Annotated in this window: 23 protein-coding genes; 8 read left to right on the top strand and 15 right to left on the bottom strand. The window is 57.4% G+C overall.

From position 1 onward, the window contains the following. Positions 1-28 precede the first annotated feature (28 nt). From ACYQ54_RS27165 to ACYQ54_RS27115, 11 genes are all read right to left on the bottom strand, one after another. On the bottom strand, positions 29-943 hold the full coding sequence (locus ACYQ54_RS27165; RefSeq protein WP_460088027.1) for an ABC transporter permease: 915 nt from the start codon (positions 941-943) through the stop codon (positions 29-31). Then, entirely contained in the window at positions 936-2,024 is a 1,089-nt protein-coding gene (locus ACYQ54_RS27160; protein ID WP_460088026.1) for an ABC transporter permease, read from the bottom strand. Before ACYQ54_RS27160 ends, ACYQ54_RS27165 begins: the two co-directional genes overlap by 8 nt. Then, positions 2,024-3,538, bottom strand: coding sequence for an ABC transporter ATP-binding protein (locus tag ACYQ54_RS27155; protein WP_460088074.1), 1,515 nt, complete (start codon positions 3,536-3,538; stop codon positions 2,024-2,026). The genes ACYQ54_RS27160 and ACYQ54_RS27155 overlap by 1 nt, the downstream gene beginning before the upstream one ends. Before the next feature lie 93 nt (positions 3,539-3,631). Continuing rightward, positions 3,632-4,171 (bottom strand): xanthine dehydrogenase accessory protein XdhC, encoded by a 540-nt coding sequence (xdhC, locus tag ACYQ54_RS27150; protein WP_460088072.1) that lies wholly within the window; start codon positions 4,169-4,171, stop codon positions 3,632-3,634. Then, complete coding sequence (locus ACYQ54_RS27145) at positions 4,143-4,646, bottom strand: XdhC family protein (RefSeq protein ID WP_460088023.1); 504 nt, start codon at positions 4,644-4,646, stop codon at positions 4,143-4,145. Before ACYQ54_RS27145 ends, xdhC begins: the two co-directional genes overlap by 29 nt. Next, positions 4,646-6,982: a xanthine dehydrogenase molybdopterin binding subunit gene (gene xdhB / locus ACYQ54_RS27140; RefSeq protein WP_460088022.1), complete on the bottom strand. Its 2,337-nt coding sequence runs from the start codon at positions 6,980-6,982 to the stop codon at positions 4,646-4,648. The genes ACYQ54_RS27145 and xdhB overlap by 1 nt, the downstream gene beginning before the upstream one ends. Further along, positions 6,966-8,450, bottom strand: coding sequence for a xanthine dehydrogenase small subunit (gene xdhA / locus ACYQ54_RS27135; RefSeq protein WP_460088021.1), 1,485 nt, complete (start codon positions 8,448-8,450; stop codon positions 6,966-6,968). The genes xdhB and xdhA overlap by 17 nt, the downstream gene beginning before the upstream one ends. Before the next feature lie 293 nt (positions 8,451-8,743). Next, the gene (locus ACYQ54_RS27130) at positions 8,744-9,694 is read right to left on the bottom strand and encodes a LysR family transcriptional regulator (protein WP_460088018.1); all 951 of its coding nucleotides are present in this window, start codon (positions 9,692-9,694) and stop codon (positions 8,744-8,746) included. A 13-nt stretch (positions 9,695-9,707) separates the two neighbouring features. Next, positions 9,708-10,685, bottom strand: coding sequence for a quinone oxidoreductase family protein (locus tag ACYQ54_RS27125; RefSeq protein ID WP_460088017.1), 978 nt, complete (start codon positions 10,683-10,685; stop codon positions 9,708-9,710). Between the two features lie 227 nt (positions 10,686-10,912). Continuing rightward, on the bottom strand, positions 10,913-11,629 hold the full coding sequence (locus tag ACYQ54_RS27120; protein ID WP_460088016.1) for a CDP-alcohol phosphatidyltransferase family protein: 717 nt from the start codon (positions 11,627-11,629) through the stop codon (positions 10,913-10,915). Positions 11,630-11,809: 180 nt separating this feature from the next. Then, on the bottom strand, positions 11,810-12,745 hold the full coding sequence (locus ACYQ54_RS27115; protein WP_460088014.1) for a DUF2182 domain-containing protein: 936 nt from the start codon (positions 12,743-12,745) through the stop codon (positions 11,810-11,812). A 179-nt stretch (positions 12,746-12,924) separates the two neighbouring features. Between ACYQ54_RS27115 and ACYQ54_RS27110 the strand changes: the two genes are divergently transcribed. Then, a complete protein-coding gene (locus ACYQ54_RS27110; protein ID WP_460088013.1) occupies positions 12,925-14,127 on the top strand; it encodes a UbiH/UbiF family hydroxylase in 1,203 nt (400 codons plus the stop codon). A gap of 19 nt (positions 14,128-14,146) precedes the next feature. Here the strand turns inward: ACYQ54_RS27110 and ACYQ54_RS27105 are convergent, their stop codons facing one another. Beyond that, positions 14,147-14,569 (bottom strand): DUF1801 domain-containing protein, encoded by a 423-nt coding sequence (locus ACYQ54_RS27105; protein ID WP_460088012.1) that lies wholly within the window; start codon positions 14,567-14,569, stop codon positions 14,147-14,149. 46 nt (positions 14,570-14,615) lie between these two features. Next, complete coding sequence (locus tag ACYQ54_RS27100; protein ID WP_460088010.1) at positions 14,616-15,572, bottom strand: AEC family transporter; 957 nt, start codon at positions 15,570-15,572, stop codon at positions 14,616-14,618. Between the two features lie 225 nt (positions 15,573-15,797). Between ACYQ54_RS27100 and ACYQ54_RS27095 the strand changes: the two genes are divergently transcribed. The 3 genes from ACYQ54_RS27095 (at position 15,798) to hspQ (ending at position 18,310) form a co-directional block, all read left to right on the top strand. Then, on the top strand, positions 15,798-16,763 hold the full coding sequence (locus ACYQ54_RS27095) for a lysophospholipid acyltransferase family protein (protein ID WP_460088008.1): 966 nt from the start codon (positions 15,798-15,800) through the stop codon (positions 16,761-16,763). An 80-nt stretch (positions 16,764-16,843) separates the two neighbouring features. Next, complete coding sequence (locus ACYQ54_RS27090) at positions 16,844-17,884, top strand: HpcH/HpaI aldolase/citrate lyase family protein (protein ID WP_460088006.1); 1,041 nt, start codon at positions 16,844-16,846, stop codon at positions 17,882-17,884. A gap of 102 nt (positions 17,885-17,986) precedes the next feature. Then, positions 17,987-18,310: a heat shock protein HspQ gene (gene hspQ, locus ACYQ54_RS27085; RefSeq protein ID WP_094070739.1), complete on the top strand. Its 324-nt coding sequence runs from the start codon at positions 17,987-17,989 to the stop codon at positions 18,308-18,310. Between the two features lie 100 nt (positions 18,311-18,410). On the opposite strand, the gene ACYQ54_RS27080 is transcribed toward hspQ, so the two are convergent. Then, positions 18,411-19,022, bottom strand: a complete 612-nt coding sequence (locus ACYQ54_RS27080; RefSeq protein WP_460088005.1) for an invasion associated locus B family protein — start codon at positions 19,020-19,022, stop codon at positions 18,411-18,413. A 265-nt stretch (positions 19,023-19,287) separates the two neighbouring features. Here ACYQ54_RS27080 and ACYQ54_RS27075 point away from each other — a divergent pair, with 265 nt between their 5' ends. The 4 genes from ACYQ54_RS27075 (at position 19,288) to ACYQ54_RS27060 (ending at position 24,805) form a co-directional block, all read left to right on the top strand. Further along, positions 19,288-21,159 (top strand): extracellular solute-binding protein, encoded by a 1,872-nt coding sequence (locus ACYQ54_RS27075; RefSeq protein WP_460088002.1) that lies wholly within the window; start codon positions 19,288-19,290, stop codon positions 21,157-21,159. A gap of 24 nt (positions 21,160-21,183) precedes the next feature. Next, entirely contained in the window at positions 21,184-22,815 is a 1,632-nt protein-coding gene (locus ACYQ54_RS27070; RefSeq protein WP_460088001.1) for an AMP-binding protein, read from the top strand. Between the two features lie 13 nt (positions 22,816-22,828). After that, the gene (locus tag ACYQ54_RS27065; RefSeq protein WP_460087999.1) at positions 22,829-24,010 is read left to right on the top strand and encodes a PleD family two-component system response regulator; all 1,182 of its coding nucleotides are present in this window, start codon (positions 22,829-22,831) and stop codon (positions 24,008-24,010) included. Positions 24,011-24,130: 120 nt separating this feature from the next. Then, complete coding sequence (locus ACYQ54_RS27060; RefSeq protein ID WP_460087998.1) at positions 24,131-24,805, top strand: DsbA family oxidoreductase; 675 nt, start codon at positions 24,131-24,133, stop codon at positions 24,803-24,805. A gap of 80 nt (positions 24,806-24,885) precedes the next feature. Here the strand turns inward: ACYQ54_RS27060 and eno are convergent, their stop codons facing one another. Further along, positions 24,886-26,160, bottom strand: a complete 1,275-nt coding sequence (gene eno, locus ACYQ54_RS27055) for a phosphopyruvate hydratase (protein WP_460087995.1) — start codon at positions 26,158-26,160, stop codon at positions 24,886-24,888. Positions 26,161-26,171: the final 11 nt, after the last annotated feature.

Below are 26,171 nucleotides of genomic sequence, written 5' to 3'. Positions count from 1 at the left end.
GGGCCGGGCCGACCGGTGGCCGGGAGGCTTACCGGTCTGGAACGAATGGTTTGCCGAGGCAGGCTGGTGTGTTGACGAGCGTCAGTCTGCGGTTTGCAGAGATGAGCACAAGCACCAAAATAGTCGCAAGATACGGCAGGCTGGACAGAAGCTGGGATGGAATGTCCAGCTCGACTGCCTGGGCGTGAAGGTTCAACACGCTGACCGCGCCGAACAAATAGGCTCCGATCACGACGCGCAGCGGCAGCCAGGATGAGAATACCACCAGTGCCAGCGCGATCCAGCCGCGGCCTGCTGTCATGTTTTCAACCCATTGCGGCGTGTAGGCAAGCGACATGTAGGCCCCGGCAAGGCCTGCGCAGGCCCCTCCGAAAAGGACGGCAGCGAACCTTATCCGGATGACTGAATAGCCGAGCGCGTGCGCCGAACCGTGATTGTCGCCAACCGAACGAAGCACCAGACCCAGCCGGGTCCGAAACAGGAAATAGGCGACTGCGATCACCAGCGCGAAGCTCACGTAAACCAGCGCATCCTGCTGGAACAGGACCGGCCCGAAGAACGGAATTTCCGAAAGCACCGGAATGAAGAGATCCGGCAGCTTCAAGCCCGGAATGCCGATGAAGGCTTCACCGATCAGGCCAGAAAACCCGATTCCGAGGATGGTCAGGGCGAGGCCTGTGGCCACCTGGTTGGTCACAAGTATGAGGACGAGAAAACCGAACAGCGCGGACATGGCCATGCCGGCGGCAATCGCTGCAAGGACACCGAGCGTGCCGGACCCTGTCTGATTGGCAACCGCGAAACCGACGACGGCTCCCATGATCATCATACCTTCGACGCCAAGGTTCAGGACGCCTGAACGCTCGACGACCAGTTCGCCGATAGCGGCAATCAGCAAAGGCGTCGCTGCAGTGATGACTGTCAGAAGAACGGCTTCAAACATGGGAGACCTCCCCTGCCGAACCGCGTCGGCCGACAAATCGGATGCGATAGAGGATGAGCGTGTCACAGGCGAGTACGAAGAACAGCAACAGGCCTTGAATAACGCTGGCGATCTTGTTGGAGACGCCCATGGCCGATTGCACGGCTTCGCCGCCGATATAGGACAAGGCCAGCACGAACCCGGCGACGATAATACCGAACGGGTTCAACCGTCCCAGAAAGGCAACGATGATTGCTGTAAAGCCGTAACCGGGTGAAATGGTCGGAAGGAGCTGATTGAGAGCTCCGGACACTTCCATCGTTCCGGCAAGCCCTGCCAGGCCTCCTGCTATCGCGAAGGAGAACAGTGTCAGCTTTTTGGAGGAAAATCCTGCAAAACTGCCTGCTCGCGGGCTTTCCCCCATCACCCTGATCTCGAAGCCCTTGATGGTTTTTCCCAGAACCACGGCAAGTATGATCGCGACGATCAAGGTGATCGGTGCCGCATAACTGAGCGAGGTTCCAGGGACGGTCGTCAGGGTGGCCGCATCAGAAAAAAGTGCCGATTCAGGAAAATTATAGCCGCCCGGGTCACGCCAGGGGCCGCGAACGAGATAATCCAGAAGTAGGCCGGCGACATAAACCAGCATCAGGCTGGTCAGGATCTCGTTGGTATTGAACCGGGTTTTCAACACTGCAGGGATCAACGCCCAAAGAGCGCCACCGATTGCGCCAAATACCATCATCAGCGGCAGTGTGGCCGCATTTGCGAAATCCGGCATTAGTATTGGCAGCGCGGATCCGAACAGCGCTCCCACGACGAACTGGCCTTCGGCACCGATGTTCCAGTTGTTGGACAGGTAACAGACCGACAAGCCGCAGGCGATCAGGATAAGCGGTGTTGCCTTGGCGATCGTCGCATTGAACGACCATTCCTGTGTCAAGGGTTCGATAAAGAACTTATATAGCCCAGACAATGGGTTATGACCGGATATTGAGAAAATGAGTCCGGCGGCGATTGCCGTCAGGCCAACTGCAATCAACGGCGACAGCAGGGCCATTTTGCGACTATGTTCTTTTCGTTTAACGAGTTCGACGCGCATCAGGCAACCTCCCCTTGCGCTTCCGCGCCGCCTGCCATGAGCAGACCGACCCGTTCACGGTTCATGTCTTCCGTTGGTTCAGCCGCGGACAGATAGCCTCTGGAAATCACGGCAATCCGGTCGGCGATTTCAAAGATTTCATCCAGGTCCTGACTGATCACCAGAACTGCCGATCCCGAGCGGGCAAGGTCGATGAGGGCCTGCCGGATAAGGGCGGCAGCGCCTGCATCGACGCCCCAGGTCGGCTGATTGACGATCAGCACACCGGGTTTGCGGTCAAGCTCACGGCCAACGACGAATTTCTGAAGGTTTCCACCGGACAGGGACCGCGCTTCCGGATCGTCATGAGACATGCGCACGTCGAAGGTCTTCTTGATGCGCTGTTCCATTTTGCCCGCGTTGACGCTGGAAACGAAAGTGCCGCTGACCAGCTTGTCGCCCGTGCTGTGACGCGTCAACACGATGTTCTGGGACAGTTTCATGCCCGGCACAGCGCCATGACCAAGCCGTTCTTCAGGAACGAACGCAGCTTTTTGACGACGGCGCCAGGTTATGTTCCTGTTGCCGCATGGCTTGCCGTCAAGAACGACCATATTTGTCGCAACGGGCATTTCACCGGAGATCGCGTCAAACAGTTCGCCCTGACCATTGCCGGCAACACCTGCGATCGCGACAACCTCGCCGGCCCGCAGATCCAGCGAAATCTTGTTGAGAGCCGTTGCAAATGGTGTTGCGGCCGTGGCGGAAAGGTTCTTCAAGGCAAGACGGGTTTCGCCGATCTGGGGTTTTTGGGAACTCGCGCTGACGGACGCCACATCTGCGCCCACCATCATGCTGGCCAGTGATGCCGGTGTTTCCTTCGTCGGATCACACTCGCGCACGACCTGGCCGTGCCGCAGGATCGTCGCGTGATGGCATATGCGTTTGACCTCTTCGAGCCGGTGGCTGATGTAAAGGACGGCGCAACCCTCCTTTGCCAGACGCTCCAATGTCAGGAACAGAAGATCCGCCTCCTGGGGTGTAAGCACCGAGGTCGGCTCGTCCATGATGATCAACTGCGGTTCCTGAAGCAGGCACCGGACAATTTCGATACGCTGGCGGATGCCGACCGGCAAATCGGCGACGATGTCGTCCGGATTGAGCGGCAAGCCATAGTCGCGTGACACTGATTGGATCCGGTTGGACAATTCAGACATCCGTCCCGGATTAGGCAATGCCAATGCGATGTTCTCGACCACGGTCAAGGCTTCGAACAGCGAAAAATGCTGAAACACCATGCCGATGCCGAGTTCGCGGGCCGCGGCCGGGTTGCCTATGTCGACCCGCTGTCCCTGCCAGAGGATGTCTCCGCCATCGGGCTCCAGTGAACCATAGAACATCTTGACCAGGGTCGATTTGCCCGCGCCGTTTTCACCCAATAATGCGTGTATCTCGCCCTTGTTGATGACAAGATCGACCCTGTCGTTCGCCAATATGTCGCCGAAGCGTTTGGTCAGGCCTCGGGCATCCAGCAAAGTATCCTTTCCGGATCTGCTCTGCCGCCCTGTGCCGACGTCCGCTGTCGTTGTTTCTGTTTCTGCCACGCCGTCCCCCAAGCGAATGCCGCCTTATCGACCAAGTGTTAGTTTTTGTGCAAGCCCCCTGCCCGAAGCGGCCTGTTGATGATTTCCGGCTTCATCGCGAACAAGAAGGTCGACAGCTATTCCCGCTGCGATCGAAGCTGGTTGTTTTGATTTGACTGCCGTCACCCCGACGGGACAGATCATGTTGGTCGTCAAGGTATCATTCAGCCCCCGGGCCTTCAGGCGTTTGAGGAAGCGGGCGCGTTTGGTCTTGGAACCAATCACACCGCAGTAGGCAAAGCGCTGTTGAAGCAAGGCACGTGCCATGATGTCTTCGTCCAGAGCGTGAGAATGGGTTATCGCCAGAACGAAGGCGCCATCCGGAGCAAGGTCGAGGCATGACGCCGGATCTGATATGGCCACTTTCCTGACATTTCCAGGCACCGCCGCGGGAAACTGATCCGGTCTGCTGTCAATCCAGGTCACGTTGAAGGGCAAGGGCGCAAGAGCAAGGACGACCGCCTTGCCGACGTGACCGGCACCAAAAAGGTAAAGTTCACGCCGAAGGCTTCCGAATTGCTCGATCAGAAGCTGATTGCCTGTTCTTTTTATCAGACTGAAGAGTAAATCTCTGTCCGGTATCGTCCGAACGCAGATGGCGCGTACTTACCTCACCGTTCGCAACATGTGCTTCGGTTGAAAATGGCGTTCCCTCTGCTTCCAGACGCGAAAGCTCCTGAGCTATTCCCTGCGATGATGCCGTCAGAACCTCTATGGCTATTTGCGCACGGCCGCCGCAACACTGGCCAAGGTCCGGACCGAGAGAGACATTCTGGAGCAAAAAGGCAGGTGCGCCGTCACGAACTGCCGTTGCCGCGCGGCGAATGGCTTCGAATTCGAGTGTTCCGCCGCCAATGGTGCCGTAGAAGCTGCCATCTCCCATCACCACCATTCGTGCGCCGTCTTCCCGTGGTGTTGAACCGTCGGCCTTGGCAACGGTTACGAGTGCACACGTGCCGTTACGCTTCAGACAATCGGCAATGTGCTTCCACACCGTCATCAGGAAATCTTCCTCCGGCGCATATCCTGCACGGCCTTCATGATCGCTTCCGGCGTTGCAGGAGCATCAAGGTTTGGCACGATTCCCGGGTTGAGGCTCGCGACCGCGTCATTGATGGCGCAAAACACCGCGTTGGCCAACATCACCGGCGGTTCGCCGACGGCCTTGGACCTGTAAACGGTAGCCTGCGGATTGCCGCTTCCCTGATAGAGATGAACGTTGAATTCCTCGGGAATATCCGACGCGGTCGGGATCTTGTAGGTCGACGGCGCATGGGTGCGCAGGCGCCCCTTCTCGTCCCAGACCAATTCTTCCGTGGTGAGCCATCCCATGCCCTGAACGAAGCCCCCCTCGATCTGGCCCAGATCGATAGCAGGGTTCAGCGAATGGCCGACATCGTGCAGAATATCCACGCGGTCTACAGTCATCTCGCCGGTCATGGTGTCGATGGTCACTTCTGCGCAGGCGCCACCAAACGCGAAATAATAGAAGGGACGGCCGGTGGCGCTGTCCCTTTCCCATGTGATTCCCGGCGTTGCGTAATAGCCTGCGTGAGACAGCTGGATGCGCGCCATATGTGCCTGTTTGGCAACTTCCGCCAGAGCGAAGCTCTGATCCCCCACAACCACTTTGTTGTCGCCGAAGAAGATTGCTTCCGGTCCACACTGATGCTGTTCGCACAGGAAGGTGATGAGGCGGTTCTTGATTTCCTTCGCTGCGAGCTTGGCGGCCATGGCGTTGAGATCGGTGCCGGAGGAAGCTGCCGTCGGACCCGTGTTCGGAACTTTTGAGGTGTTGGTGGCGGTGATACGCACCTTGTTCAAGCTGACACCGAATTCTTCCGCAACAACCTGCGCGACCTTCTGATAGAGCCCCTGCCCCATTTCGGTGCCGCCATGGTTCAGATGAACCGACCCGTCGGTATAAAGATGAACGAGCGCTCCAGCCTGATTGAGATGTTTCAGGGTGAAGGAAATCCCGAACTTGACCGGCGTCAGAGCCAGCCCCTTTTTCAGAACTGCATTGTTTTCATTAAAGAAACGGACATCATCACGCCGAGCCCAGTAGTCGGAACTTTCCTCCAGCTGGGCGATCAGGTCGTGCATGACCTGATATTCTTCCACCGGCATGCCGAACGGTGTCATGTTTCGCTCACCGTCGTAGAAGTTCAGCTTCCGGATTTCGAGTGGATCTTTGTCGAGACTGATCGCAATTGCATCGATCATACGCTCGGCCGCAAGCATGCCCTGCGGGCCGCCAAATCCACGGAACGCGGTATTGGAACAGGTATCCGTGCGCAAACGCCGCGAACGGATCAGGGCGTCCGGGTAGAAGTAACTGGAATCGGCATGAAACAGAGTGCGGTCATTGACGCCGAGCGACAGGTCGACCGAATAGCCGCAGCGAGCCAGAAACTCCATGTCGACAGCGCGAATTCGACCTTCGCTATCATGCCCCACCTGCCAATTGACCTTAAAGTCGTGACGTTTTCCGGTCATGATCATGTCGTCGTCGCGGTCGAGACGAACCTTGCATGTCCTGCCCGTGTGGCTGGCCGCGATAGACGCAAGGGCGGCCCATTGGTTCGCTTGCGATTCCTTGCCGCCGAACCCGCCACCCATTCGCCGCACTTCAGCGGTGACGGCGGCATCGGGTACACCGAGTACCTTGGCAACGGTATGCTGGATTTCGGTCGGGTGCTGGGTCGAGGAATAGACGAGCATGCCTCCGTCTTCCTGTGGCTGGGCCATAGCAACCTGGCCTTCCAGATAGAAGTGCTCCTGCCCGCCGATCTTCATGCTGCCGGAAAGGATTTCCTCTGCGGCATTCATGCCGGTTTCAGGTGAACCGCGCCGGAACTGATAGTCCGGCAGAACTGTTGTGTCCGCATCGACAGCATCTTCAGCCGTAAGGATGGGAGTGATCGGTGCGACGTCTATCTTTGCTTTCAGTGTTGCTTTTCGAGCCTGATCCCGAGTTTCGGCCGCGACGGCAAAGACAACCTGACCGTAAAACAGGATTTCATCTTCGGCGAAAACCGGGTCGTCGCCAAAGGCGGAAGAACAATCGTTCCGTCCCGGGATATCCTTGGCAGTGAAAACCGCAACCACGCCTGGAGACGCTTTTACTTCTTCAAGGTCCATTGCCAGGATTCGGCCTCTGACAGCCTGACGGGACCAACCGGGTACCACATGAAGCGTTCCGACGGGTTCAACCATGTCGTCAATATAGGTTGCCGTGCCGGAAACGTGCTTTGTCGCACTGTCGTGTGGCAAGGCCTTGCGGACGTGTTTCAACGGGGTGGCCAGGTCGTTGGGATCAAGCTGCGCGGTCATGCCCTGCCTCCCGCTTTGCAAGTACACGAACTTCTTCAGGTGCGGTTCCGCTGACTTCCATCAAGGCCTTGGCAAGTAAGGCCCTTGCGGTTTCCATCCGGTATTCCGCACTTGCTCGCATATCCGTCAGGGGCGTGTAGTCTGACAAAAGCGCCTGCATGGCGGCACCCCAGGTGGAGGGATCATCCAGGGATGCCCCTTTCAAGGCAGCTTCCGCTCCGCTTGCCCGTTTCGGCGTACCTGCCATGCCACCGAAGGCAATCCGGGCATCTGTAATCACGCCTTCCCCATCCAACGTCAGGCGAAACGCTCCCATGACAGACGAAATATCCTGATCGAAGCGTTTGGTGATCTTGTAGCAACGGAAAGCCTGGTTGGCTGAAAGTCGCGGCACAAAGAGACCGGTGACAAATTCTCCCGGGCGCCGGTCCTGCTTGCCATAGTCTATGAAAAAGTCCTCAAGCGGCAGGGCTCTGGAGCCTTCCGCCGAATGAAGTTCCAGTGTTGTTCCCAGTGCGATCAGGGCAGGCGGTGTGTCTCCAATCGGTGAGCCGTTTGCAATGTTGCCGCCAACCGTTCCCGAGGCGCGGACCTGTTTTGAGCCGATGCGGCGCCAGAGTTCACCCAGGTTCGCCGAAAGGCCCGCCATGGCTTCTTCGGTCGCGGCGTAGGTCGCGGTTGCTCCGATCAGGATTCCGGACGGACTGTCTTCCACACGGTCGAGACCTTCTATGCGGCCGAGCCAGATCATCCTGGGCAGCTCGCGCAGATGTTTGGTGATCCACAGACCGACATCTGTCGCTCCGGCGACAAGGGTTGCGTCCGGGTGCTGGCCGAAAAGCGCCGCCAAACCGTCAAGCGTTGCTGGTGAAGAGAAAAAGCAATCGCTGTCTCCGATGAATACATCGCTACTGTCGGACAACTGGCGCAATTGTTCCCGCGTTTCATGCGCCCGCCAGGAAAAGGCATCGTCGGCAGCGTCGAAACAAGCCTCCAGCGCGGCGTCGATAATCGGCCGGTAGCCGGTGCAGCGGCAGAGATTTCCAGCCAGCCATTCGGTCACGGTCCTGCGTGATTTTTCCGCCCCTGCGTCGTGGTAGAGCGTGAACAGCGTCATGATGAAGCCGGGTGTGCAGAAACCGCATTGCGAGCCGTGCATATCGACCATGGCGGCTTGTACGGGATGCAGCCTGGTATCGTCGGACAGGTCTTCGACCGTCACAAGTTCAGCGCCGTCGATCATACCGAGTAGCTGGATGCAGCTGTTGACAGGTTGATAGACAAGCTTGCCGTCGATCAGGCGGCCAAGCGCCACGGTGCAAGCCCCGCAATCTCCCTCGCCGCAACCCTCCTTGGTACCGGTTTCCCGGCGGCGAAGGCGAAGATAATCAAGAACGGTTTCTGTGGGGCCGACATTCGCAAGCTCGACAATTTCTCCCCCTTTGAGGAAACGGATCGTGTCACGCATTGTTCAGTTTCCCCCTCGGTTTGGATGGCAAGCCGTGAGCGACGAAACCAGACCATCAATGTAGCTTTGGTGACCGGATTGGTGTGAGGAGGATGGGCCGGGCGCATCGTCCTGGCTCCAAGGGTCAATCATCAGACCGTCGTCCGGCCGTCCCAGGGCTGAGTTCAGAACGTGCGTTGTCAAACGCCCCATCAGTTTTCTCCCTCGCGCGGCGCATTGCCGCAAAACTGTCACAAAAAATGTGCCTTAAAAAAACACGGAACCAAAGCGCTCATTTGAGACCGTAATGATGCCTATTTGGCATCAATGGTTGCCAGTTGGTCCCTCAAAGCGAACACGGCGTGGTCGAAAAACATGCCCGGCGCCAAAGCCAGAGCACGCAGAGAAGAGGTTACCACACAGAGCCTGTCGGCCTGAAGCGGCGTATCGGACAAAGGTTTGAAGATCAGGACGCCGTTGGCCAGATCGTCCTCGCAGCCGATCATTGTCTGAAAGCCTATCACCTGTTCCTCTCGGGCAAGGGCCCGCATCAGCCTGAGAGAATTGGCTTCCACATACGTACGAGAAGCCCCAGGTATCCGGCTGCGGACGATATCGAGACGCGTGCGCAGCGACAGGCCTTCGGCGGGAAGTGCCACCGGATATTTCAGGCAGTCCTGCAAACCGAGCGACTTTGCACCCGCCAAGGGATGATCCGGACGCATGAGAGCCCCAATGACGAGGTCATGATGAAAGGCGATTGTGAGCGCCGAAGTTTCCGGCGGATCGAACGTGAAGCCCACATCGGCCTCCGCAGCCTCGACCTTGCGCGCCGCTTCCCTGGAGGATGAAATCGAGACATTCACATGAATACCCGGATAACTCTTGCGGAACGTGCTGATGACAGCAGGCAGGAGTTTTTCGGCAACGCTTTCGACGCTTGCTATGGAGACCGTGCCACGGCGCAGCCCCTTGAGCGCGTCGAGTTCGGCAACCGTGCCCTCGAAGTCTGAATAGGTGCGCCGGATATGCGCCAGCAGCAGTTCGCCGGCCTGGGACAGACGCAGACGCCGGCCGACACGGTCGAACAACTGAAGCCCCAGCGCTTCTTCCAGCCAGAGAACCTGCCGGTTGATTGCGGAGGACGCCACATTGAGCTCCCGGGATGCGGCGCGGATCGATCCAGCCTCGGCGACGGCCAGAAAATAGCGCATCGCCGGGCTGTACAGATTTCGAGACAGATCCTGGGCGCGACCGGACCGCATGTGGACCCCGGCCTTACGGGATCAGCACGGTGGTGCCGGTTGTCTTTCGGCCTTCGAGATCCTCATGCGCCTGGACGGCATCGGCGAGACGGTATTCCTGATTGACGCCGATCTTGACGATGCCCTTCTGGACAACATCGAACAGTTCGCCCGCCGTTGCCTCCAGTGCTTCACGGGTTGCAATGTAACTGAAGAGAGAGGGCCGGGTTGCGAACAGGGAGCCTTTCTGGGCGAGAAGGGCCAGATTGAAGTCAGTGATTGGCCCGGAAGATTGACCGAAGGTGACCCACAGGCCACGCGGCTTCAGGCAATCGAGCGATCCGGGATAGGTGTCCTTGCCGACGCTGTCATAAACGACGTCGCAGCCTTTGCCACCGGTAATGTCCTTGACCCTCTCGACGAAGTTCTCGGTGCGATAGTTGATCACGTGCTGGTAGCCGTGAGCCTTTGCAAGTTCGACCTTGGCTTCTGACCCGGCTGTGCCGATGACGGTGGCACCGAGATGTGATGCCCACTGGCCGGCAATCAGTCCGACACCTCCGGCAGCGGCATGGAACAACAGCGTCGTGTCCGGGCCAACGGAATAAGTCTGGCGCAAAAGATACTGGGCAGTCATGCCTTTCAGCATCATGCCGGCGGCGGTCTTGTCGTCGATTCCATCCGGCAGAATGACAAGTCTGTCAGCGGGGACGTTCCGCTCTTGCGCATAGGCGCCAAGCGGACCGACATAGGCGACCCTGTCGCCCGGCTCGAGGTGCGTCACCCCCTCGCCCACCGTCAGGACAACGCCGGCGCCCTCATTCCCGGGGCTGAATGGGACGCCGTTCGGCGCCGGATAGAGCCCTGAGCGGAAGTAGGTATCGATGTAATTGAGGCCTACTGCGGTGTGTCGGATGCGCGCTTCGCCTGGGCCTGGCTCGCCCACGTCGATCTGCTCCCAGCGCATGACATCCGGTCCGCCAGTTTCGTGTACGCAGATTGCTTGAACCATGACTTAATCCCCGGGGTGATGGGCCGAGACCGTTTATGGTCTTGCGGCAATTGATGTTGGCAAGACCATAAATGATTTCAACGCCATCGGAAAAGGTCATTCCGAAACAGAATTGGCTTCCTGTTATCGAAGCGCGAAATGCCGGCTGTCATGAATGGTTTCGGCACCGCTAGCGCACGCGGTCACCATGGTCCCGCGCGAGCAACCATCTAAAAAAGGGGAATCGGTCAGTCGACTCTGTCAAGCAGTTGCTGAACAGCGGACACCAGAAGCAGATAGAAACTTGCTGCCGTGAACAACCACGCCACCGGCCCGTTGAGTGCCATACCGTCCAAAATGGCGTAAGCGGCCAGCCCCATCCAGACCAGTGTCACCGGCAAGGTGATCATTCTCCAGCGGCGTACGCGGACAGGATGGACAAAACGGACGGGTGCGAAGGTCAATGCGCAGCACAAAAGAACAAAAATGATTGTGAAGCTTTGCGAGGGTGACAGAACCATCAGGCCGAACACGACCATGTTCCAACCGGCAGGAAACCCTTTGAAAGACCCGTCTGGCGTCTTCATGCCGTTGTCGGCAAAATAGAGAGCGCCGGTAAAGACCACGAGCCCGCCGCAGATCCAATTCCACGGGCTGGACAGCATCAGACTCCAGGAAAGTGCAAAGGCCGGAAGAAAGACGTAGGTGGCATAGTCGATCACGAAGTCGAGGGACGCACCGGACCACCGTGGCAGACGTTCGGCAATCTTGTACCGGCGCGCCAGAGGACCATCGATACCGTCGATGAAAAAGGCCAGCCCCAGCCAGGCGAACATTTCTGCCCAATTCTCGCGTGCCCCTGCCAGCAGGGCGATCAGTGCGATGGGAGCGCCGGAAGCCGTCAGGATATGGATCAGGAACAGAGCAGGCTCGGTCCTCTCTTTGCCTGGTGTAATATCCGCCACGGGGTTTCCTCACTTCTATGATCTGAACGCGATAAGCTTTAGCGTAAGCGCTCTGAAATGTGTGCGGCTCACGACGAGCCCACGGGCTCTATGGATCACACAGACGCTGATACGGTCCTTTATTGCAATCGTATGACAGTGTGAACCTAAAAAACAGTCCCCGAGACCTTGGAGATGAATTTAGGCTGCTCCATTTCCCAAAAGGATGAGCGAAACAAGGACGCCCGCCCAGACCAGCAGAACACCACCAATGGCAGGTGGCAGGAACCGGCTCGGGAAAGTTTTTTCCACTGCCATCAATGCCCCGAGCAATGCAATCCAGACGATGTTCATCAATCCGACAGCGAACATGACTGTCATGACGGCCCAGCAGCAGCCGAGGCAGACCCAGCCTTGAACCAGTCCTTCGCGCAAGCCGGACAGCGCACCAGAAGAGGCATCACCAGTGGCAAATACCCATCGGGGATACCAGCAACGCCTGAGGCAGGCGTTTTTGGAAGGCGTGAACTGATAAAGCCCGGCGGCGAAGAGGACAGACGTTGTCAGGGCCATGCTCGCCGGCGCCATCATGTCGGTCATGGCGCCAGCTTTGGACAAGGCCAATTGAGCTGCGGTCGCCACTGCTGCATAGCCGAGCCACACAGCCAGGTAGCCCAGCATTGCCATGATCACGTTTAGTGCTGGATTTGGTACCCTGCCGGGACAGGCTGAAACTTCTGCGTGATATGCGCGCAGCATCGGCACGGCCGTCGGCAGCATCATTGCAAGCGCCATCATTGCCCACATCAGAAAGATCTTCAGAAGATCGGTTGCCGCCATTTCTGCACTCGGCATGCCGAAAGTGGCGCTGGTCGGCAGGCAGAGAACCGCAAGCGCAGCCCTTGCTTCTGCCGGCAAACCCCTGAACTGGTTGAAACTGTTGAGTATCACCATGCCGGGACCGGCTTCACTCATGTCCATGACCGGAACCATGTCGGCGACCACGGCAATCAGATAAGCCCAACCGGACGCGGTCAGCAGGAAGATCAGGAGCAGAACAAATGGCCAGCCGCGCAGGTTTTGTTCCTGGTTGCCAGATCCGGGTACATTCGATCGTGTGCGGGTCAAACCTGTCATGATGGCCTTGAAGCGAATTGTCTGTCTGCGATCCCTGAGTTGTCTTAGAGACTTTTCCTGCACAGGTATTTGATATTACTCATGGCTGGCCTGGAATGCCCTGCGTGTATTCGTCCCGTTGATTTTGGCTCAACAAACAGCAATTTAAACACCAAGCACAAACAAGATGGAATTTTCCCATGGCCCGCGCGAAGACGCCAGAACAGTTTGACATCGCAATCGTCGGCGGAGGACCTTCCGGTCGTATTGCCGCACTTGCTCTGGCTCAACAGGGATTATCCTGCGTCCTGATCGCTCCGGCAGCGGACCATCAGGACGGACGGACCACTGCCTTGTGGCAGCGGTCCATTGATCTTCTGCGCGAGATCGGTGTCTGGTCTGCAATCGAAGGCAGCGCCGCGTCCTTGAAAAAGATGCGAATGATCGACAACACCGGACGGCTCTTCCGGGCACCGGAAGTCGTGTTTGATTGCGCAGAACTCGGCTTGGAAGAGTTTGGTTTCAATATCTTGAACGAAAAACTTAATGTTTCTCTTGAAAAGTGTTGTCTGGCCCAATCCGGTCTGAAACAAATATCGGCCACTGTCGAGACTGCGGAATTTGGAGACGAGTGGGCGACTCTCGTTACAAGTGGTGGCAAGACGATCACTGCAAGACTTGCCGTGGCAGCGGATGGCCGACGTTCTACCTTGCGTGAAGCGGCAGGGATCGACGTCAGGAGCTGGTCCTACCCACAGGTGGCTGTCGTGCTGAATCTGGAACACCGGCTTCCGCACCAGCAGATTTCGACCGAATTCCATACCGCGACCGGCCCGTTCACCCTGGTGCCGCTGCCAGGCAGACAGTCCTCTCTGGTTTGCGTTGAAACCGCGGAAGGTGCGGCAAACCTTTTGGCGATGACCGACGAGGACCTGGAAGCAGACCTTGAACGGCGCTCGCATTCCATCCTGGGAAACTTCAAGCTTGCGTCGAGACCACAGAGCTTTCCACTTTCTGGATTGACTGCCACCTCACTTGTCGGGCCGCGTCTCGCGCTTGTCGGCGAAACGGCCCATGTGTTCCCGCCAATCGGTGCACAAGGCTTGAACCTGTCCTTGAGAGATATCCGTGATCTGATCACTGTTGTGGCGTCTGCAAAGCGATCGCACGCTGACATCGGCGGCAAAGCCGTTCTGAGCGCCTACGAAAAGAAGCGTTTCAGCGATATCCGTTCGCGCACGAACGCAGTAGACGTTTTGAACCGCTCTCTATTGACCAGCTTCCTGCCGGTTCAGGCAGCGCGAAGCGCGGGCATGTATCTGGCTGGGAAGGTCGGTCCGTTGCGGCGTATTCTCATGCGGGAAGGTCTTGCGCCGGGAAGCGCCTTTCAGCTGCATCGCTAGAATCGTCGAAAGGGCATCTTCAAGAGCGGGGTTTCGCGGCAGCGCGTTTGGCGCTGTGATATGTCAAGGCCATAGTGATCATCTGCCGGATCGCAGCCTCAGGCAGTGGTGTGTCTACCGAGAAGTGAACACTTCGATCTCCACCAAATACAAGATCCGGGAACATCGCTCGCCAGTCGGAGATCAGTGACGACTGGCAATTGACAAACAGGGCCACATCCCCTGCTCCGGATTTGTCCCGGTCAATCCTGATCGTCGTCCCGGTTTTCGGTCGCTTCGTCAGATAGCTGGCCTGTCCCCATTTCAGGGTCTCTTCCAGCGTGCCGATGTCGTCCCTGACCATCGCCGTGTCGACAATGAGCGCCCTGATCGCCAAAAGACAATCACGTATCACCGCCGGATAGGCGTCGAATATCGCAAGGACCTCCGGATTGTCTTTCACAGCTGGTTTCCTTGTGCCTGATCTGACCTGTCCTGAATGTTGTTTCCTAGCCACCAGTTGGCAGGAAACCACTCGTCAGCGCCCAGATGAAACCGGTAACGGTGATGATCGAAAGCGCTGTACCGATCAGAACGAAACTCGACGCCCGCTGCACATAAGTCCCATACTGCTGCGCGATGACAAAGACGTTTGTCGCAGGTGGAAGGCAGGACATCAGAACGGCCGTCGCGACCCAGTTTGGATCAAAGCCTCCGAGCCAGGTCAGCAGAAGAAAAATTAGGATCGGGTGCAGGAGCAGCTTCACACCAAGTACCAGCGGCAATTCCAGCGGGATCCGGCCGATTGGGCGAAGAGCGATGCTGACGCCCATGGCAAACAGCGCGCAGGGAGCTGCCGCATTGCTGAGATAGCGCAGCAGCGTGTCCACCGCCTGTGGTGGCTTGATCTGGAACGCGGCGGCTATGACACCCGCAATCGTTGCCAGAATGAAGGGATGGGTGAAGATCCTCACCACGATCTTCTTCAAGGTACCGGCAATCGAATCGTCGTCGGTGCCTGCCAGAGCCATCATCAGGGGCGCAAGTATGAACATGAGAGCATTGTCGAAGGCCAGAATAAGCGCTGTTGGTACGGTCGCCTGTTCACCGAGAACAGCCAGCGTCAGACCGGGGCCCATGTAACCGATATTGGAATAGGCTCCGGCGATGCCCAGGATTGTGGATTCGCCGATGTTGCCCCGTGTTGCCACCACTCCTATGCAGAACGAGATTGCAAACACGATGTAGGTCGTGAACGTCGTGGCGGTGATATAGGACGCATTTGCCAGCTCTTCGATCGGCGTTTCCGAAAGCAGGCGGAAGAAAAGCGCCGGAAGTGCCAGGTAGATCACGAAGAAGTTCATCCAGCTCAGACCCGCTTCAGGCAGGTTCTTGATCTTGCCGGCCCCGAACCCAAGAAGGATCAGCCCGAAAAACGGAAGAGCCAGTGAAATGACGTTCTGCATTCAAATACCAAAGAAGAAGACGACGCGCTGAGTGGCGGTTGCATGGGTCTGAAGGCGCTTGCATCTTGCGCCTGGCTTGGATATGGACGCGTGACTTGGAGGTCACCTCGGTGACCCGCATTCCAATCAGGTCTGAGGGCGCATCGCAAGGCCCCAATCAGCCAGACAAGGTCGGGAGAGCCCTCTTTTGAAGACGGGCGGACAACATGAGAGCGTTCGGTCGTAATGTCCCGCAAGAAAAAGCAGCGTAAACATCCGAAGCTCACAGCTGTGCAAAACCGGGTGGAAGGCGTTGCACTGACGGTGGCAATCTGGCTTTTCCGCCTGATCCCCGTGGACATTGCTTCCTTCGTGATGGGGGCCTTCTGGCGCTGGCTGGCGCCGTTCAATCCAAGGCACAAGCGCGCCCTTCGTCATCTGAAAAAGGCGTTTCCCGGCATGCGGCGCGCACAGCGCGAAAAGATTGTACGCGGGATGTGGGAGAATCTTGGCCGGGTGGCAGCAGAGACCTTCCATATCGACCGTCTTCTAAAACAGGACTACCGGTTCGAAGCTGTTGCGGATGAAGTTACCAAACAGGTTCTGAACGGCGAGCGCGCTTGCCTTTTCGTGTCGTTTCACAGCGCGAACTGGGAACTGTGTGTCCAACCCGCCGTCAGTCGCGGTATCGAGATTACCGGGGTGTACCAGGCCCTGCGCAATCCGGAGGCCGACAAGGCACTGCGCGCCCTCAGGAAGGATCTTTACAAAGGGGGACTGTTGTCGAAAAGCCATCAGACCGCGCGCAAGATACTGGCAACGCTGAAAGGTGGCGGCATTGTTGCGATGATGGGCGATTTGAGGGAAACGCGCGGCGTGCAGGTGCCCTTCTTCGATCAGATGGCCTATGCCACACCGGTACCGGCCTCGCTTGCCCGGTCGTGCAATGTCCCGATTGTTCTCGGTCGGGTGGTGCGCAAGAAGGGTGTTCATTTCCGCATCGAAGCCCAGGCCGTCGAGATTCCCGTTACGGAAGACCGGCAAGCGGATATCGAGGTGGCGACGGCGCGCATCCACGCAATTTTTGAAAGCTGGATCCGCGAACATCCAGAACAATGGATGTGGATCCACAAGAAGTGGGCGCCTCCTGGCAAAACCTCTGCCCTCAAACAGGCCCGGCGTGCTGCCGCAGCCCGTGGGGAAGACGATTAGGTTTTCTCCTTTCGGGGTATGGTTGCAGCGCAGCATTGACGTTATAGCTATTCCTCAATCTGGTGGAGGACAGCTGTTTCATGAAAACCCCAAGCGCATTCTACAAGCCGCTCGCCATCGGCGCACCGGCCCCTTATCGCGACCTTCCCGTTTCGCTGGAGCGCATGATCCATTTCGTCCCGCCGCATATCGAAAAGATGCGGTCCAAGGTGCCGGACCTGATCCAGAACGTCGATGTCGTGCTTGGCAACCTCGAAGATGCCATCCCTGCAGACGCCAAGACAGACGCTCGCAGGGGCTTCATCCAGATGGCTCAGGAAAACGACTTCGGCACCACTGGTCTGTGGACGCGGGTCAATTGCCTCAACAGCCCCTGGTTTCTGGACGACATGCTCGAAATCGTGCCTGCCGTCGGTGAAAAGCTCGACGTTGTGATGCTTCCCAAAGTGGAGGGCGCCTGGGACATTCATTATCTTGATCAACTGCTGGCGCAGCTTGAAGCCAAGGCCGGCCTTTCCAAACCGATCATGATCCACGCAATTCTGGAAACCGCTGAAGGGGTGAAGAATGTCGAGGAGATCGCGGCGGCCAGCCCGCGCATGCATGGCATGAGCCTGGGCCCGGCGGATCTGGCGGCCTCCCGGGGAATGAAAACCACCCGGGTTGGTGGCGGCCATCCCGATTACGCTGTCCTGTCCGATGCGGACGGTGCAGGTGGCCGCACGGCCTCCCAGCAGGATCTGTGGCATTACACGGTCGGCAAGATGGTCGATGCCTGCCTGTCGTACGGTCTGAAGCCCTTTTACGGACCCTTCGGTGATTTTTCCGATGCCGCAGCCTGCGAAAGCCAGTTCCGCAATGCGTTCCTGATGGGATGCCTTGGCGCATGGTCACTGCATCCAACGCAGATCCAGATCGCTAAAAAGGTCTTTTCCCCCGATCCGGGTGAAGTCGACTTTGCCCGCAAAATTCTGGAGGCAATGCCCGACGGCACCGGTGCGGTGATGATCGACGGCAAGATGCAGGATGACGCCACCTGGAAACAGGCAAAGGTCATTGTCGATCTCGCAAAACTGGTTGCATCGAAGGACGCGGAACTCGCGGAGGTCTATGGCCTTTAGACTTTCGCAAGGCTCGTCGTCTAAGGTTTAATGTTACAATGCTTGCACGCCGGCTGCCGACACGGTATCCCGGCAGTGCATGCAGTATGCGGACGAGTAACCATGCGAACGGCAAAATTCAGAATTGGCCAGGTCGTCCGGCACCGGATTTACCCCTTCCGCGGTGTTATTTTCGATGTCGATCCGACCTTCAGCAATACGGAAGAATGGTGGAACGCGATTCCGGAAGACGTACGTCCTCTGCGCGACCAACCGTTCTATCATCTTCTCGCAGAGAACGAGGAGACCGAGTATGTGGCCTATGTCAGCGAACAGAACCTGGAACCGGACATGACCGGTGAGCCGGTGCGCCATCCGCAGGTTGAAGAGATTTTCGAAGAACAGACCGACGGATCCTATCTGCCACGCAGTGTCGAGATCCATTAAGCGGGAATGTCCGCTTCTGTCTGCTGGAACCAAATTCAAATGCAAAGAAGGCCGGAACTTTCACAGTTCCGGCCTTCTTCAATTCTAACGAAACAGGTTGTTACTGGCTCTGCTTCTGGGCGTCGATCAGTTTTTGGCGGGCTTCGTCGGCGCGCTTCTGCAATTCGCTCTGCAGTTCTTCCTGACGCTTCTGAAGTTCAGCGAGGTTCATCGGGTCGCCATCGTAAACCTTGGTGAAGCCGATAAGGGTCATCTTGAAGACGATTTCCTTGGCCTGCTGGTTGTACGGAGCCACAATCATCTCACCGCCCTGCTTCATGGTGTTGATGAAAGACTCATCAATTGCCAATTCGGCATAGCAGGCGTTGGGTGCGCAGATGCTGTACTTACCCTGAACGGGCTTGCCATCATCGATCTGAATGCGCACACCGGGCTGGATCAGAACGCCGGTCGGTACTGCGACCAGCAGTTTCTTGCGGGCTTCGCCCTCAGTTTCCTGAATGGCAATGTTACTCAGGAACTGTCCGGTATTGGTGCGCAATTCAATCGAAATAAAGCAGATTTGCTTCTGCGTGTTCGGATTGGTGTTACACGCTTTCGTCCATGGGCTTTTTTCTTCCTGGGCGATTGCGGGTGCACCAGCAAAAGAAGATAGGGCTACGAATGCACCTACTGCACATCCGAACAATCCTCTTTTCAAAACACTCGTCATCGAAACGTCCTCAATCGTGCGTGTACGAAACTTTCGCGTTGTTCTGGGGCATTCCGGAACCAACCGCAAGGCCCGTAACGCCATTCAAACCGTTAAACTATGGTAAGACACCGAATTTGGGCGAGAGGGTGGCCGATTTGCAACGCACCGCAAATGGCGAATTCAAACCTGAATATCTTGCGGTTTGTTGCTTGCCCAGGGCGCGTCCACGTTAACCCTGTGCTACTCTCAACGCCGAGAATCAACAGAATCTCCGGCGGTGGTGATGCGTATTTCGATAGTTTCCGGTCTTCTTCTTCATGCCGGCAAGGCGATCGGTTTAACGGCCTCGTCAGTTTGTCTGCTGGCGCTGACACTCGGCGCGCCTGCCAGTGCGGACGACGAAACTGTTCCCTGGACCCATGCCATTGCCATGCACGGTACACCCGCTCTTGGTCCTGACCAACCCTTTCCGTATGCCAATCCGGACGCCCCAAAGGGCGGAAGCATAACATTGGGCGTTCAGGGGACTTTCGACAGTCTGAATTCCTTTATCGTGCAGGGTGGGTGGACGTCCGCGCGCGGCATGCGTGAACGCGAATTCGGCAACAACATCCTGGAAAGCCTGATGGTTCGCTCCTACGCGGAACCCTTTTCGCTTTACGGGCTGCTTGCTCAACGCGTTCGCATGCCGGAAAGCCGGGATTGGATCGAATTCGAGCTTAATCCGGATGCCAAATTTTCCGATGGGTCTCCTGTCACCGTCGACGACGTGATCTTTTCGCTGGAGGTGATCCGCGACAAGGGACGTCCGCCTTATCGAAACTGGTACGCGGCGATCACCGAAAAGCAGGTGACTGCACCGAACCGCCTCAAGCTGGTGTTTGAAAACGGCGATAACCGGGAGCTGCCTTTGCTGATTGCCCTGGCGCCCATCTATTCCAAGGCCAAAACCGATGCGGAGAATTTCGATAAGTCCTCACTGACCCCACCAGTCGGTTCTGGCCCCTACACTTTCAAGACGATCGAGCCGGGTCGGCTTGTCGTTTATGAGAAGAACCCTGACTATTGGGCCAAGGATCTGCCGGTCAAAGCCGGTTTTGACAATTTCGACGAGATCCGGATCGAATACTTCCGCGATGAAACCACCTTGCAGGAATCCTTCAAGAAAGGACTGGTGCAGGCGCTTCAGTTTCGAGACCCTGCCCGCTGGGCGACCGGACTTGATTTTCCGGCCGTGAAAAATGGCGAAGTGCTCAAGCGGGCAATCCCGCTCGGTATCCCGGCCGCGATGCAGGGAATCGCCTTCAACACACGGAGAGAGCAGTTCTCCGATCCGGCCGTGCGCAAGGCGCTGCGCATGCTGTTTGATTTCGAATGGGTGAACCGCAACCTCTATTATGGTCTCTACACACGTACGGCAGGCTACTGGGACAATTCGGAACTGTCGTCGATCGGCCGTCCCGCCAGCGACCGGGAAAAGGAACTGCTGGCCCCCTTCCCCGACGCTGTTGATCCTGAAGTCATGGACGGCACCTGGCGTCCGGCAGAAGCTGACGGCTCCGGGCGGGACAGGAAGGTTCTGCGAGCCGCGCTACAGGCTTTCGGCAAGGCCGGCTACGGTCTGAAAGACGGAAAACTTGAGCATGGGGAAAGCGGCAATCAGCTTTCCTTTGAAATTCTTGCCAAGAACGAAGACGAGGAAAAACTGGCTCTTGCCTACATCCGGACGTTGGAGTTGCTCGGCATATCGGCCAGCGTGCGCAGTGTAGATCCCTCCCAGTTCGAAGATCGCAGGACGAAGCGTGACTTCGACATGGTGTTCAACACCTGGTACGCCTCGCTGTCTCCCGGAGCAGAGCAATACGGCCGCTGGTCGTCCAAAGCTGCTGAAACGGAAGGATCCTTCAACTTCGTCGGTGCACAGGAACCGGCGATTGATGCGATGATCGACGAGATTGTTGGCGCTCGCAGCCGGGACGACTTCATTGCCGCTGTTCGCGCGTTCGATCGGGTTCTCATCTCGGGCGCTTACGCTGTTCCGCTCTACCATGTCGCGGACGACTGGGTTGCCCACTGGAAACAACTCGTTCCGCCGCAGAACGAGTCTCTTTATGGCCATGAGTACGACACCTGGTGGTCAGCTGCGGCACAATAATCGGACCAATGGACGAAGAACAAAATGAAAGCCACGCCTGAAAGCCTGTCCAAGGAATATCATGAAAGCGGAGCCTGGTCCGATGTGCCGCTTGACGAATTGTTCCGAAAGACGGCCGCAGAACACCCTGATCGACTTGCCCTGGTCGATGCGCCTGACCGAGCCACCTGGACTGGCGGTTCACCGCGGAGCTTGACCTACGGTGACGCTGACCGGGAAATCGATCGTCTTGCGGCATTTTATTCGACGGTCGGGCTTTCTACCGATCATGTCATCGGCGTTCAGGCTCCCAATACGGTCGATACCGTTATCGCTCTCCTGGCCGCGTTGCGCGCCGACCTGATCGTATCACCCCTGCCGCTGCATTGGCGCCAGAAAAACGTTCTGGAGGCCCTGAACTCCATAGGTGCCAAGGGGTTTATCGCCGCTGACCGTGTCGAAACTCGCGATGTCGGCATTGCTGCACGCGATGTCGCGGCGGACCTCTTTTCTTTGCGGTTTGTCTTCGGCCTCGGAAAGGACATTCCCGACGGTTTGATCGAATTGGGGCCGATGCTTGCGGAAATGGGTGAGGAACTGAAGTTCACTCCCGGAGATCGCCCCGACCCGGCCGACCACACGGCGACCATCTGCTGGAGCCGCAGCGGCGAGGAAAATGTTCCGGTGACCCGTTGTCACAATCACTGGGTTTCGGTTGCTCAGATGATTGTGCAGGAAGCTCATGTGCGGGATGCCAGCGTGATGGTACTTCCCTACTCCCTCAGCGGGTTGACCGGCCTTGGCGGAGGACTGGTTCCCTGGTTGCTGACCGGCAGCACCTTGCATCTGCATCATCCGACCTCCCTTGCAAACCTTGCTGCTCATGCAAACGATGTTCAGGCGGATATCGTGATGACGCCAGGCCCACTTGCTCAGACGCTCGACAGGAAACTTGAGGACATCAGGACCACGGTGCTTGCCGCCTGGAACATTGCAGCGCCCCACCCCACGACTTTCGTTGCCCGGCGCCGCCTCATCGACCTTCACATCGCGGATGAATTCGCGCTCGTGGCCAAAGCGCGAGGACCATCGGCGAAGATGAAGGCGACCGCGCTGGGAAAGCATAGCGGGCCAATCGGGTGCGAAAGCGGGCCAGCCCTTCTAGAAATTGCGGTCACCGATGAGGTGGAAACGCAAACCCCAACGCTGCTGGTAAAGGGACCAATTGTTCCCGATGTCGGTTGGCGAACCATCAATGGCGACCAACGACGCGTTCGCTGGGAGGGGACCGGGTTCCTGAACACCAATATCAAAGTCGAACTGGCGGATGGTGGCATCGCCGGGTTCGGCATACCCGGGCAATATGCCCTTGGTACTGGCAATCTTGAAACGGTGGATGTTGTCTACGGCAGCTATCCAGGCATCAAGGAAGCTGCCGCTTTCATCGTGGAAGATCCGCTCCTTGGAGCGAGGATGTATGCAGCGCTCGTTCCCCACACCGGGAGTGTGCCGGATGCGGGAGCGTTTTTCGCTTATCTGGACGCCGAAGGCGTAGACCTTGCCAAGATCCCCCATCGTGTGCTGATTTTACAGTCTCTGCCGCGGAATGAGGACGGAACGATCAGCCGGGACCGCTTGACAATGCGGACACAGCGATTGCCTGCTGCCGTGGCCTAGGTGGATATAAGGAATGGATGTTGAAACTTCGCTTTCCTGGCGTGGCCCCTATTGGTATGCGGGGCGACGGCCCAGGCGAAGCAGCAATGGGGATGCGCCCGAAGATTTAGATGTTTCGCTCGTCAACATGTTCGAGCGGCGCAGCAAACTCCCCATGGCGTTGCCTGCTGCGATCGTAGTCGATATCGGCTGTCTCGACAGCGACAGGCGCGATGATTTCTTTTCCTGGCTGCTTCCGCAGATCAGAAGCCTCGCCAGCGAAGTTCCCTTCTACATTCTGACCGGCAGTGACGATGTCCTGCCACCTGGTCTTCAGGCGACAGCAATCATCGACAAGGTTGTCCCCGACGAAGTGCTGCTTATGCTGATTTGCATCCATCAGCGCGCTTTGCTCCGCTCGGAAGAGGCCCAGCTCCGCAGGCGTATCTTTGGCAGGATACCGGGCTTTGGCAGTGCTCCGCATCATTCCGGCACCAGCAGCCTGCTCGTGGTCGGCCTCAGTGGGCGCTTTCTTGAATGGCAGGACGCCAGCGAGGAGAAAGTGGAGGTTGTCGGTGCATTCGACGGCAACATGGCGGTCGAATTCATGTCCAAGCGTGCATTTGACGCCGTGGTCATTGATGCGCCCTTTGAAGATGCCGTCGACTATATGCAGCAGATCCGCAGGGATGCCCGTTTCGCGGGTTTGCCGGTTCTGGCTGTCTGTGAGCGCGAGGAAGACCTGGTTCAACTTTTCCGAAATGGAGCATCGGACGTGCTGGTCGGTGAAAACCGCAAGGAAACCCTCGCTCGCCGTTTGAACTCCGCCATCCGCTTCGGCAAAAGGCGCCGCCTCGCCGACAGGATTCTTGCAGAAAGCCACATGTGGCTGCGCCAGCAGATCCATCATGGCGGTCTCGGTGTGGAGGACTATACCAGTTATCTTGAGGCCTGCAGCAATGGCCTTGCCGCGCGTGGGCTCGATCTTTGGGAAATGCGGCTTCAACCGGAAAACTTTGGTATTGCCGTCACTTCCTCCGAGGAACTGGAAGACATTAACACGACCTTGCTTTCCATCGCCGACGCGACCAGCAGGGACGAAGACCTTGTCTGTCTTGTAAAGGACTTCGGGCCGGTTGCTGTCTTGAAGAATGAAGCAGGTACCACCAGACTGCAAAAGAGAATCAACTCGATCCTCACCCACACAGTTCTGTGACCAGATGTGCCTTCCGCGGCAACTTTTGGGATTTGCCTTAACACTGCCGCTAATTTGGGGTTGGCATATTTGTCAGAGCCTTTAGCCTGACAGAAACACCTCCAACGTTCTGGATGTCCGATGACCTTATCATCCGCTCTCACCGTCGATGTCGTATCCGATGTGATGTGCCCCTGGTGCTTTATTGGCAAAAGACGCCTGGAAGCGGCGTTGAAATCGGTTCCGCAGCTTGATGTACTGGTTCGTTGGCATCCATTTCAACTCGATGCAACCTTGCCGAAGACCGGCAAGGATCGGAAGCAGTATTTGAGCGACAAGTTTGGTGGTTTGGAACGGGCGGATGCTTTTTACAACCAGATCCGGGCTGCTGGACAGGAAGAAGGCATCAATTTTGCCTTTGAGGACATTACCCTGTCGCCCAACACGCTTGATTGTCACAGGCTGATTCTGTGGTCGCGCGACGACGACCTTCAGGATGAAGTCGTGGAGCTGCTGTTCAAGGCTTATTTCCTGGATGGTGAAGACCTGACCCGCCCCGAGGTTCTCGTGCGCATCGCTGAGGAAGCGGGCATGCAGTCCGACCTGGTGGAACATCTTTTGGGAACGGAGACGGACCTCGACAAGGTTGAGGCTCAAATTGCCAATGCGCAGAAATCCGGGATTACGGGCGTTCCCTGTTTCATCATTGACGGCAGGTTTGTTCTGGCAGGGGCGGAAAAACCGGAAACGATTGCTGCAGCGCTTCTGCATGCGGATGAAACCCGGACCGATCCACAGGCGGCAACAGCAAACTGATTGCTTGATTGAACTTCTGAGTGCAAAAAAAGCCCCGCAACAGTGTGCGGGGCTTTTCTCGTTTGTCTGTCAGCTAAAGATTAGCCGCGCAGGATAGAACGACCGGCATAAACCGCCTGTGCTCCCAGTTCTTCCTCGATGCGGATGAGCTGGTTGTATTTCGCAAGCCGATCGGACCGCGCCAGCGAACCGGTTTTGATCTGGCCGCAATTGGTAGCAACCGCGAGGTCGGCAATCGTGCTGTCTTCGGTTTCGCCTGAGCGGTGCGACATCACTGCGGTGTAGGCAGCCTTGTGGGCGGTCTCGACCGCGTCCAGCGTTTCGGACAGAGTTCCGATCTGGTTGACCTTGATCAGGATCGAGTTGGCCACACCAAGGTCTATGCCCTTGCGCAGACGTTCGGAATTGGTCACGAAGAGATCGTCGCCAACCAACTGGCACTTGTTGCCGATAAGATCGGTCGTGGCCTTCCAGCCGTCCCAGTCATCTTCTGCAAGACCGTCTTCGATCGAAATGATCGGGTACCGGGAAACGAAGTCAGCGAGATATTTCGCCATTTCCTCGGGTGCAAGCGTCTTGCCTTCACCTTCCAGCACGTATTTGCCGTCCTTGAAGAATTCGGTCGATGCTGCATCGAGCGCCAGGAAGACATCTTCGCCCGGCTTGTAGCCAGCGGTTTCAATGGCCTTCATGACGAATCCGATGGCGGCGTCGGTGGATTCCAGATTGGGGGCAAAGCCGCCTTCGTCGCCAACATTGGTGTTGTGACCGGCTGCGCTCAGCGCCTTTTTCAGGGTGTGGAAAATTTCCGATCCCATGCGTACGGCATCGCTGAGCGACTCGGCGCCGACCGGCATGATCATGAATTCCTGGAAATCGATCGGATTGTCCGCATGCGCGCCGCCATTGATGATGTTCATCATGGGAACCGGCAGAGTGCGGGCAGACGTGCCGCCAACATAGCGGTAGAGCGGCAGTCCGGATGCCTGTGCGGCAGCGCGGGCGACGGCAAGCGAAACACCCAGAATTGCGTTGGCACCAAGTCGTGACTTGTTGTGGGTGCCGTCGAGATCGATCATCGCCCGGTCAATCTGAAGCTGGTCTTCTGCATCCAGGCCGCCGACGGTTTCGAAAATCTCTCCGTTCACCGCATCAACGGCATTCTGGACGCCCTTGCCCATGAAGCGGTCGCCGCCATCGCGCAGCTCAACGGCTTCGTGTGCACCGGTGGAAGCGCCAGACGGAACCGCAGCACGCCCGAAGGATCCATCTTCCAGGAAAACGTCGACTTCAACTGTGGGGTTGCCACGGCTGTCAAAGATCTGACGGCCGATAATATCGATAATGGCGGTCATGGAAAGAACTC

This window comes from Roseibium sp. LAB1 (genome assembly GCF_054658235.1).
The sequence above is the reverse complement of the archived record's forward strand: the minus strand, read 5'-3'. Positions and strand labels throughout refer to the sequence as shown.

What these genes read in the sequence shown, in the direction of transcription:
- ACYQ54_RS27165 (WP_460088027.1), bottom strand. Translation starts at nt 943, where the DNA reads ATGTTTGAAGCCGTTCTTCTGACAGTCATCACTGCAGCGACGCCTTTG.
- ACYQ54_RS27160 (WP_460088026.1), bottom strand. Translation starts at nt 2,024, where the DNA reads ATGCGCGTCGAACTCGTTAAACGAAAAGAACATAGTCGCAAAATGGCC.
- ACYQ54_RS27145 (WP_460088023.1), bottom strand. Translation starts at nt 4,646, where the DNA reads ATGACGGTGTGGAAGCACATTGCCGATTGTCTGAAGCGTAACGGCACG.
- xdhB (WP_460088022.1), bottom strand. Translation starts at nt 6,982, where the DNA reads ATGACCGCGCAGCTTGATCCCAACGACCTGGCCACCCCGTTGAAACAC.
- xdhA (WP_460088021.1), bottom strand. Translation starts at nt 8,450, where the DNA reads ATGCGTGACACGATCCGTTTCCTCAAAGGGGGAGAAATTGTCGAGCTT.
- ACYQ54_RS27130 (WP_460088018.1), bottom strand. Translation starts at nt 9,694, where the DNA reads ATGCGGTCCGGTCGCGCCCAGGATCTGTCTCGAAATCTGTACAGCCCG.
- ACYQ54_RS27125 (WP_460088017.1), bottom strand. Translation starts at nt 10,685, where the DNA reads ATGGTTCAAGCAATCTGCGTACACGAAACTGGCGGACCGGATGTCATG.
- ACYQ54_RS27115 (WP_460088014.1), bottom strand. Translation starts at nt 12,745, where the DNA reads ATGACAGGTTTGACCCGCACACGATCGAATGTACCCGGATCTGGCAAC.
- ACYQ54_RS27110 (WP_460088013.1), top strand. Translation starts at nt 12,925, where the DNA reads ATGGCCCGCGCGAAGACGCCAGAACAGTTTGACATCGCAATCGTCGGC.
- ACYQ54_RS27100 (WP_460088010.1), bottom strand. Translation starts at nt 15,572, where the DNA reads ATGCAGAACGTCATTTCACTGGCTCTTCCGTTTTTCGGGCTGATCCTT.
- ACYQ54_RS27095 (WP_460088008.1), top strand. Translation starts at nt 15,798, where the DNA reads ATGTCCCGCAAGAAAAAGCAGCGTAAACATCCGAAGCTCACAGCTGTG.
- ACYQ54_RS27090 (WP_460088006.1), top strand. Translation starts at nt 16,844, where the DNA reads ATGAAAACCCCAAGCGCATTCTACAAGCCGCTCGCCATCGGCGCACCG.
- hspQ (WP_094070739.1), top strand. Translation starts at nt 17,987, where the DNA reads ATGCGAACGGCAAAATTCAGAATTGGCCAGGTCGTCCGGCACCGGATT.
- ACYQ54_RS27080 (WP_460088005.1), bottom strand. Translation starts at nt 19,022, where the DNA reads ATGACGAGTGTTTTGAAAAGAGGATTGTTCGGATGTGCAGTAGGTGCA.
- ACYQ54_RS27075 (WP_460088002.1), top strand. Translation starts at nt 19,288, where the DNA reads ATGCGTATTTCGATAGTTTCCGGTCTTCTTCTTCATGCCGGCAAGGCG.
- ACYQ54_RS27070 (WP_460088001.1), top strand. Translation starts at nt 21,184, where the DNA reads ATGAAAGCCACGCCTGAAAGCCTGTCCAAGGAATATCATGAAAGCGGA.
- ACYQ54_RS27065 (WP_460087999.1), top strand. Translation starts at nt 22,829, where the DNA reads ATGGATGTTGAAACTTCGCTTTCCTGGCGTGGCCCCTATTGGTATGCG.
- ACYQ54_RS27060 (WP_460087998.1), top strand. Translation starts at nt 24,131, where the DNA reads ATGACCTTATCATCCGCTCTCACCGTCGATGTCGTATCCGATGTGATG.
- eno (WP_460087995.1), bottom strand. Translation starts at nt 26,160, where the DNA reads ATGACCGCCATTATCGATATTATCGGCCGTCAGATCTTTGACAGCCGT.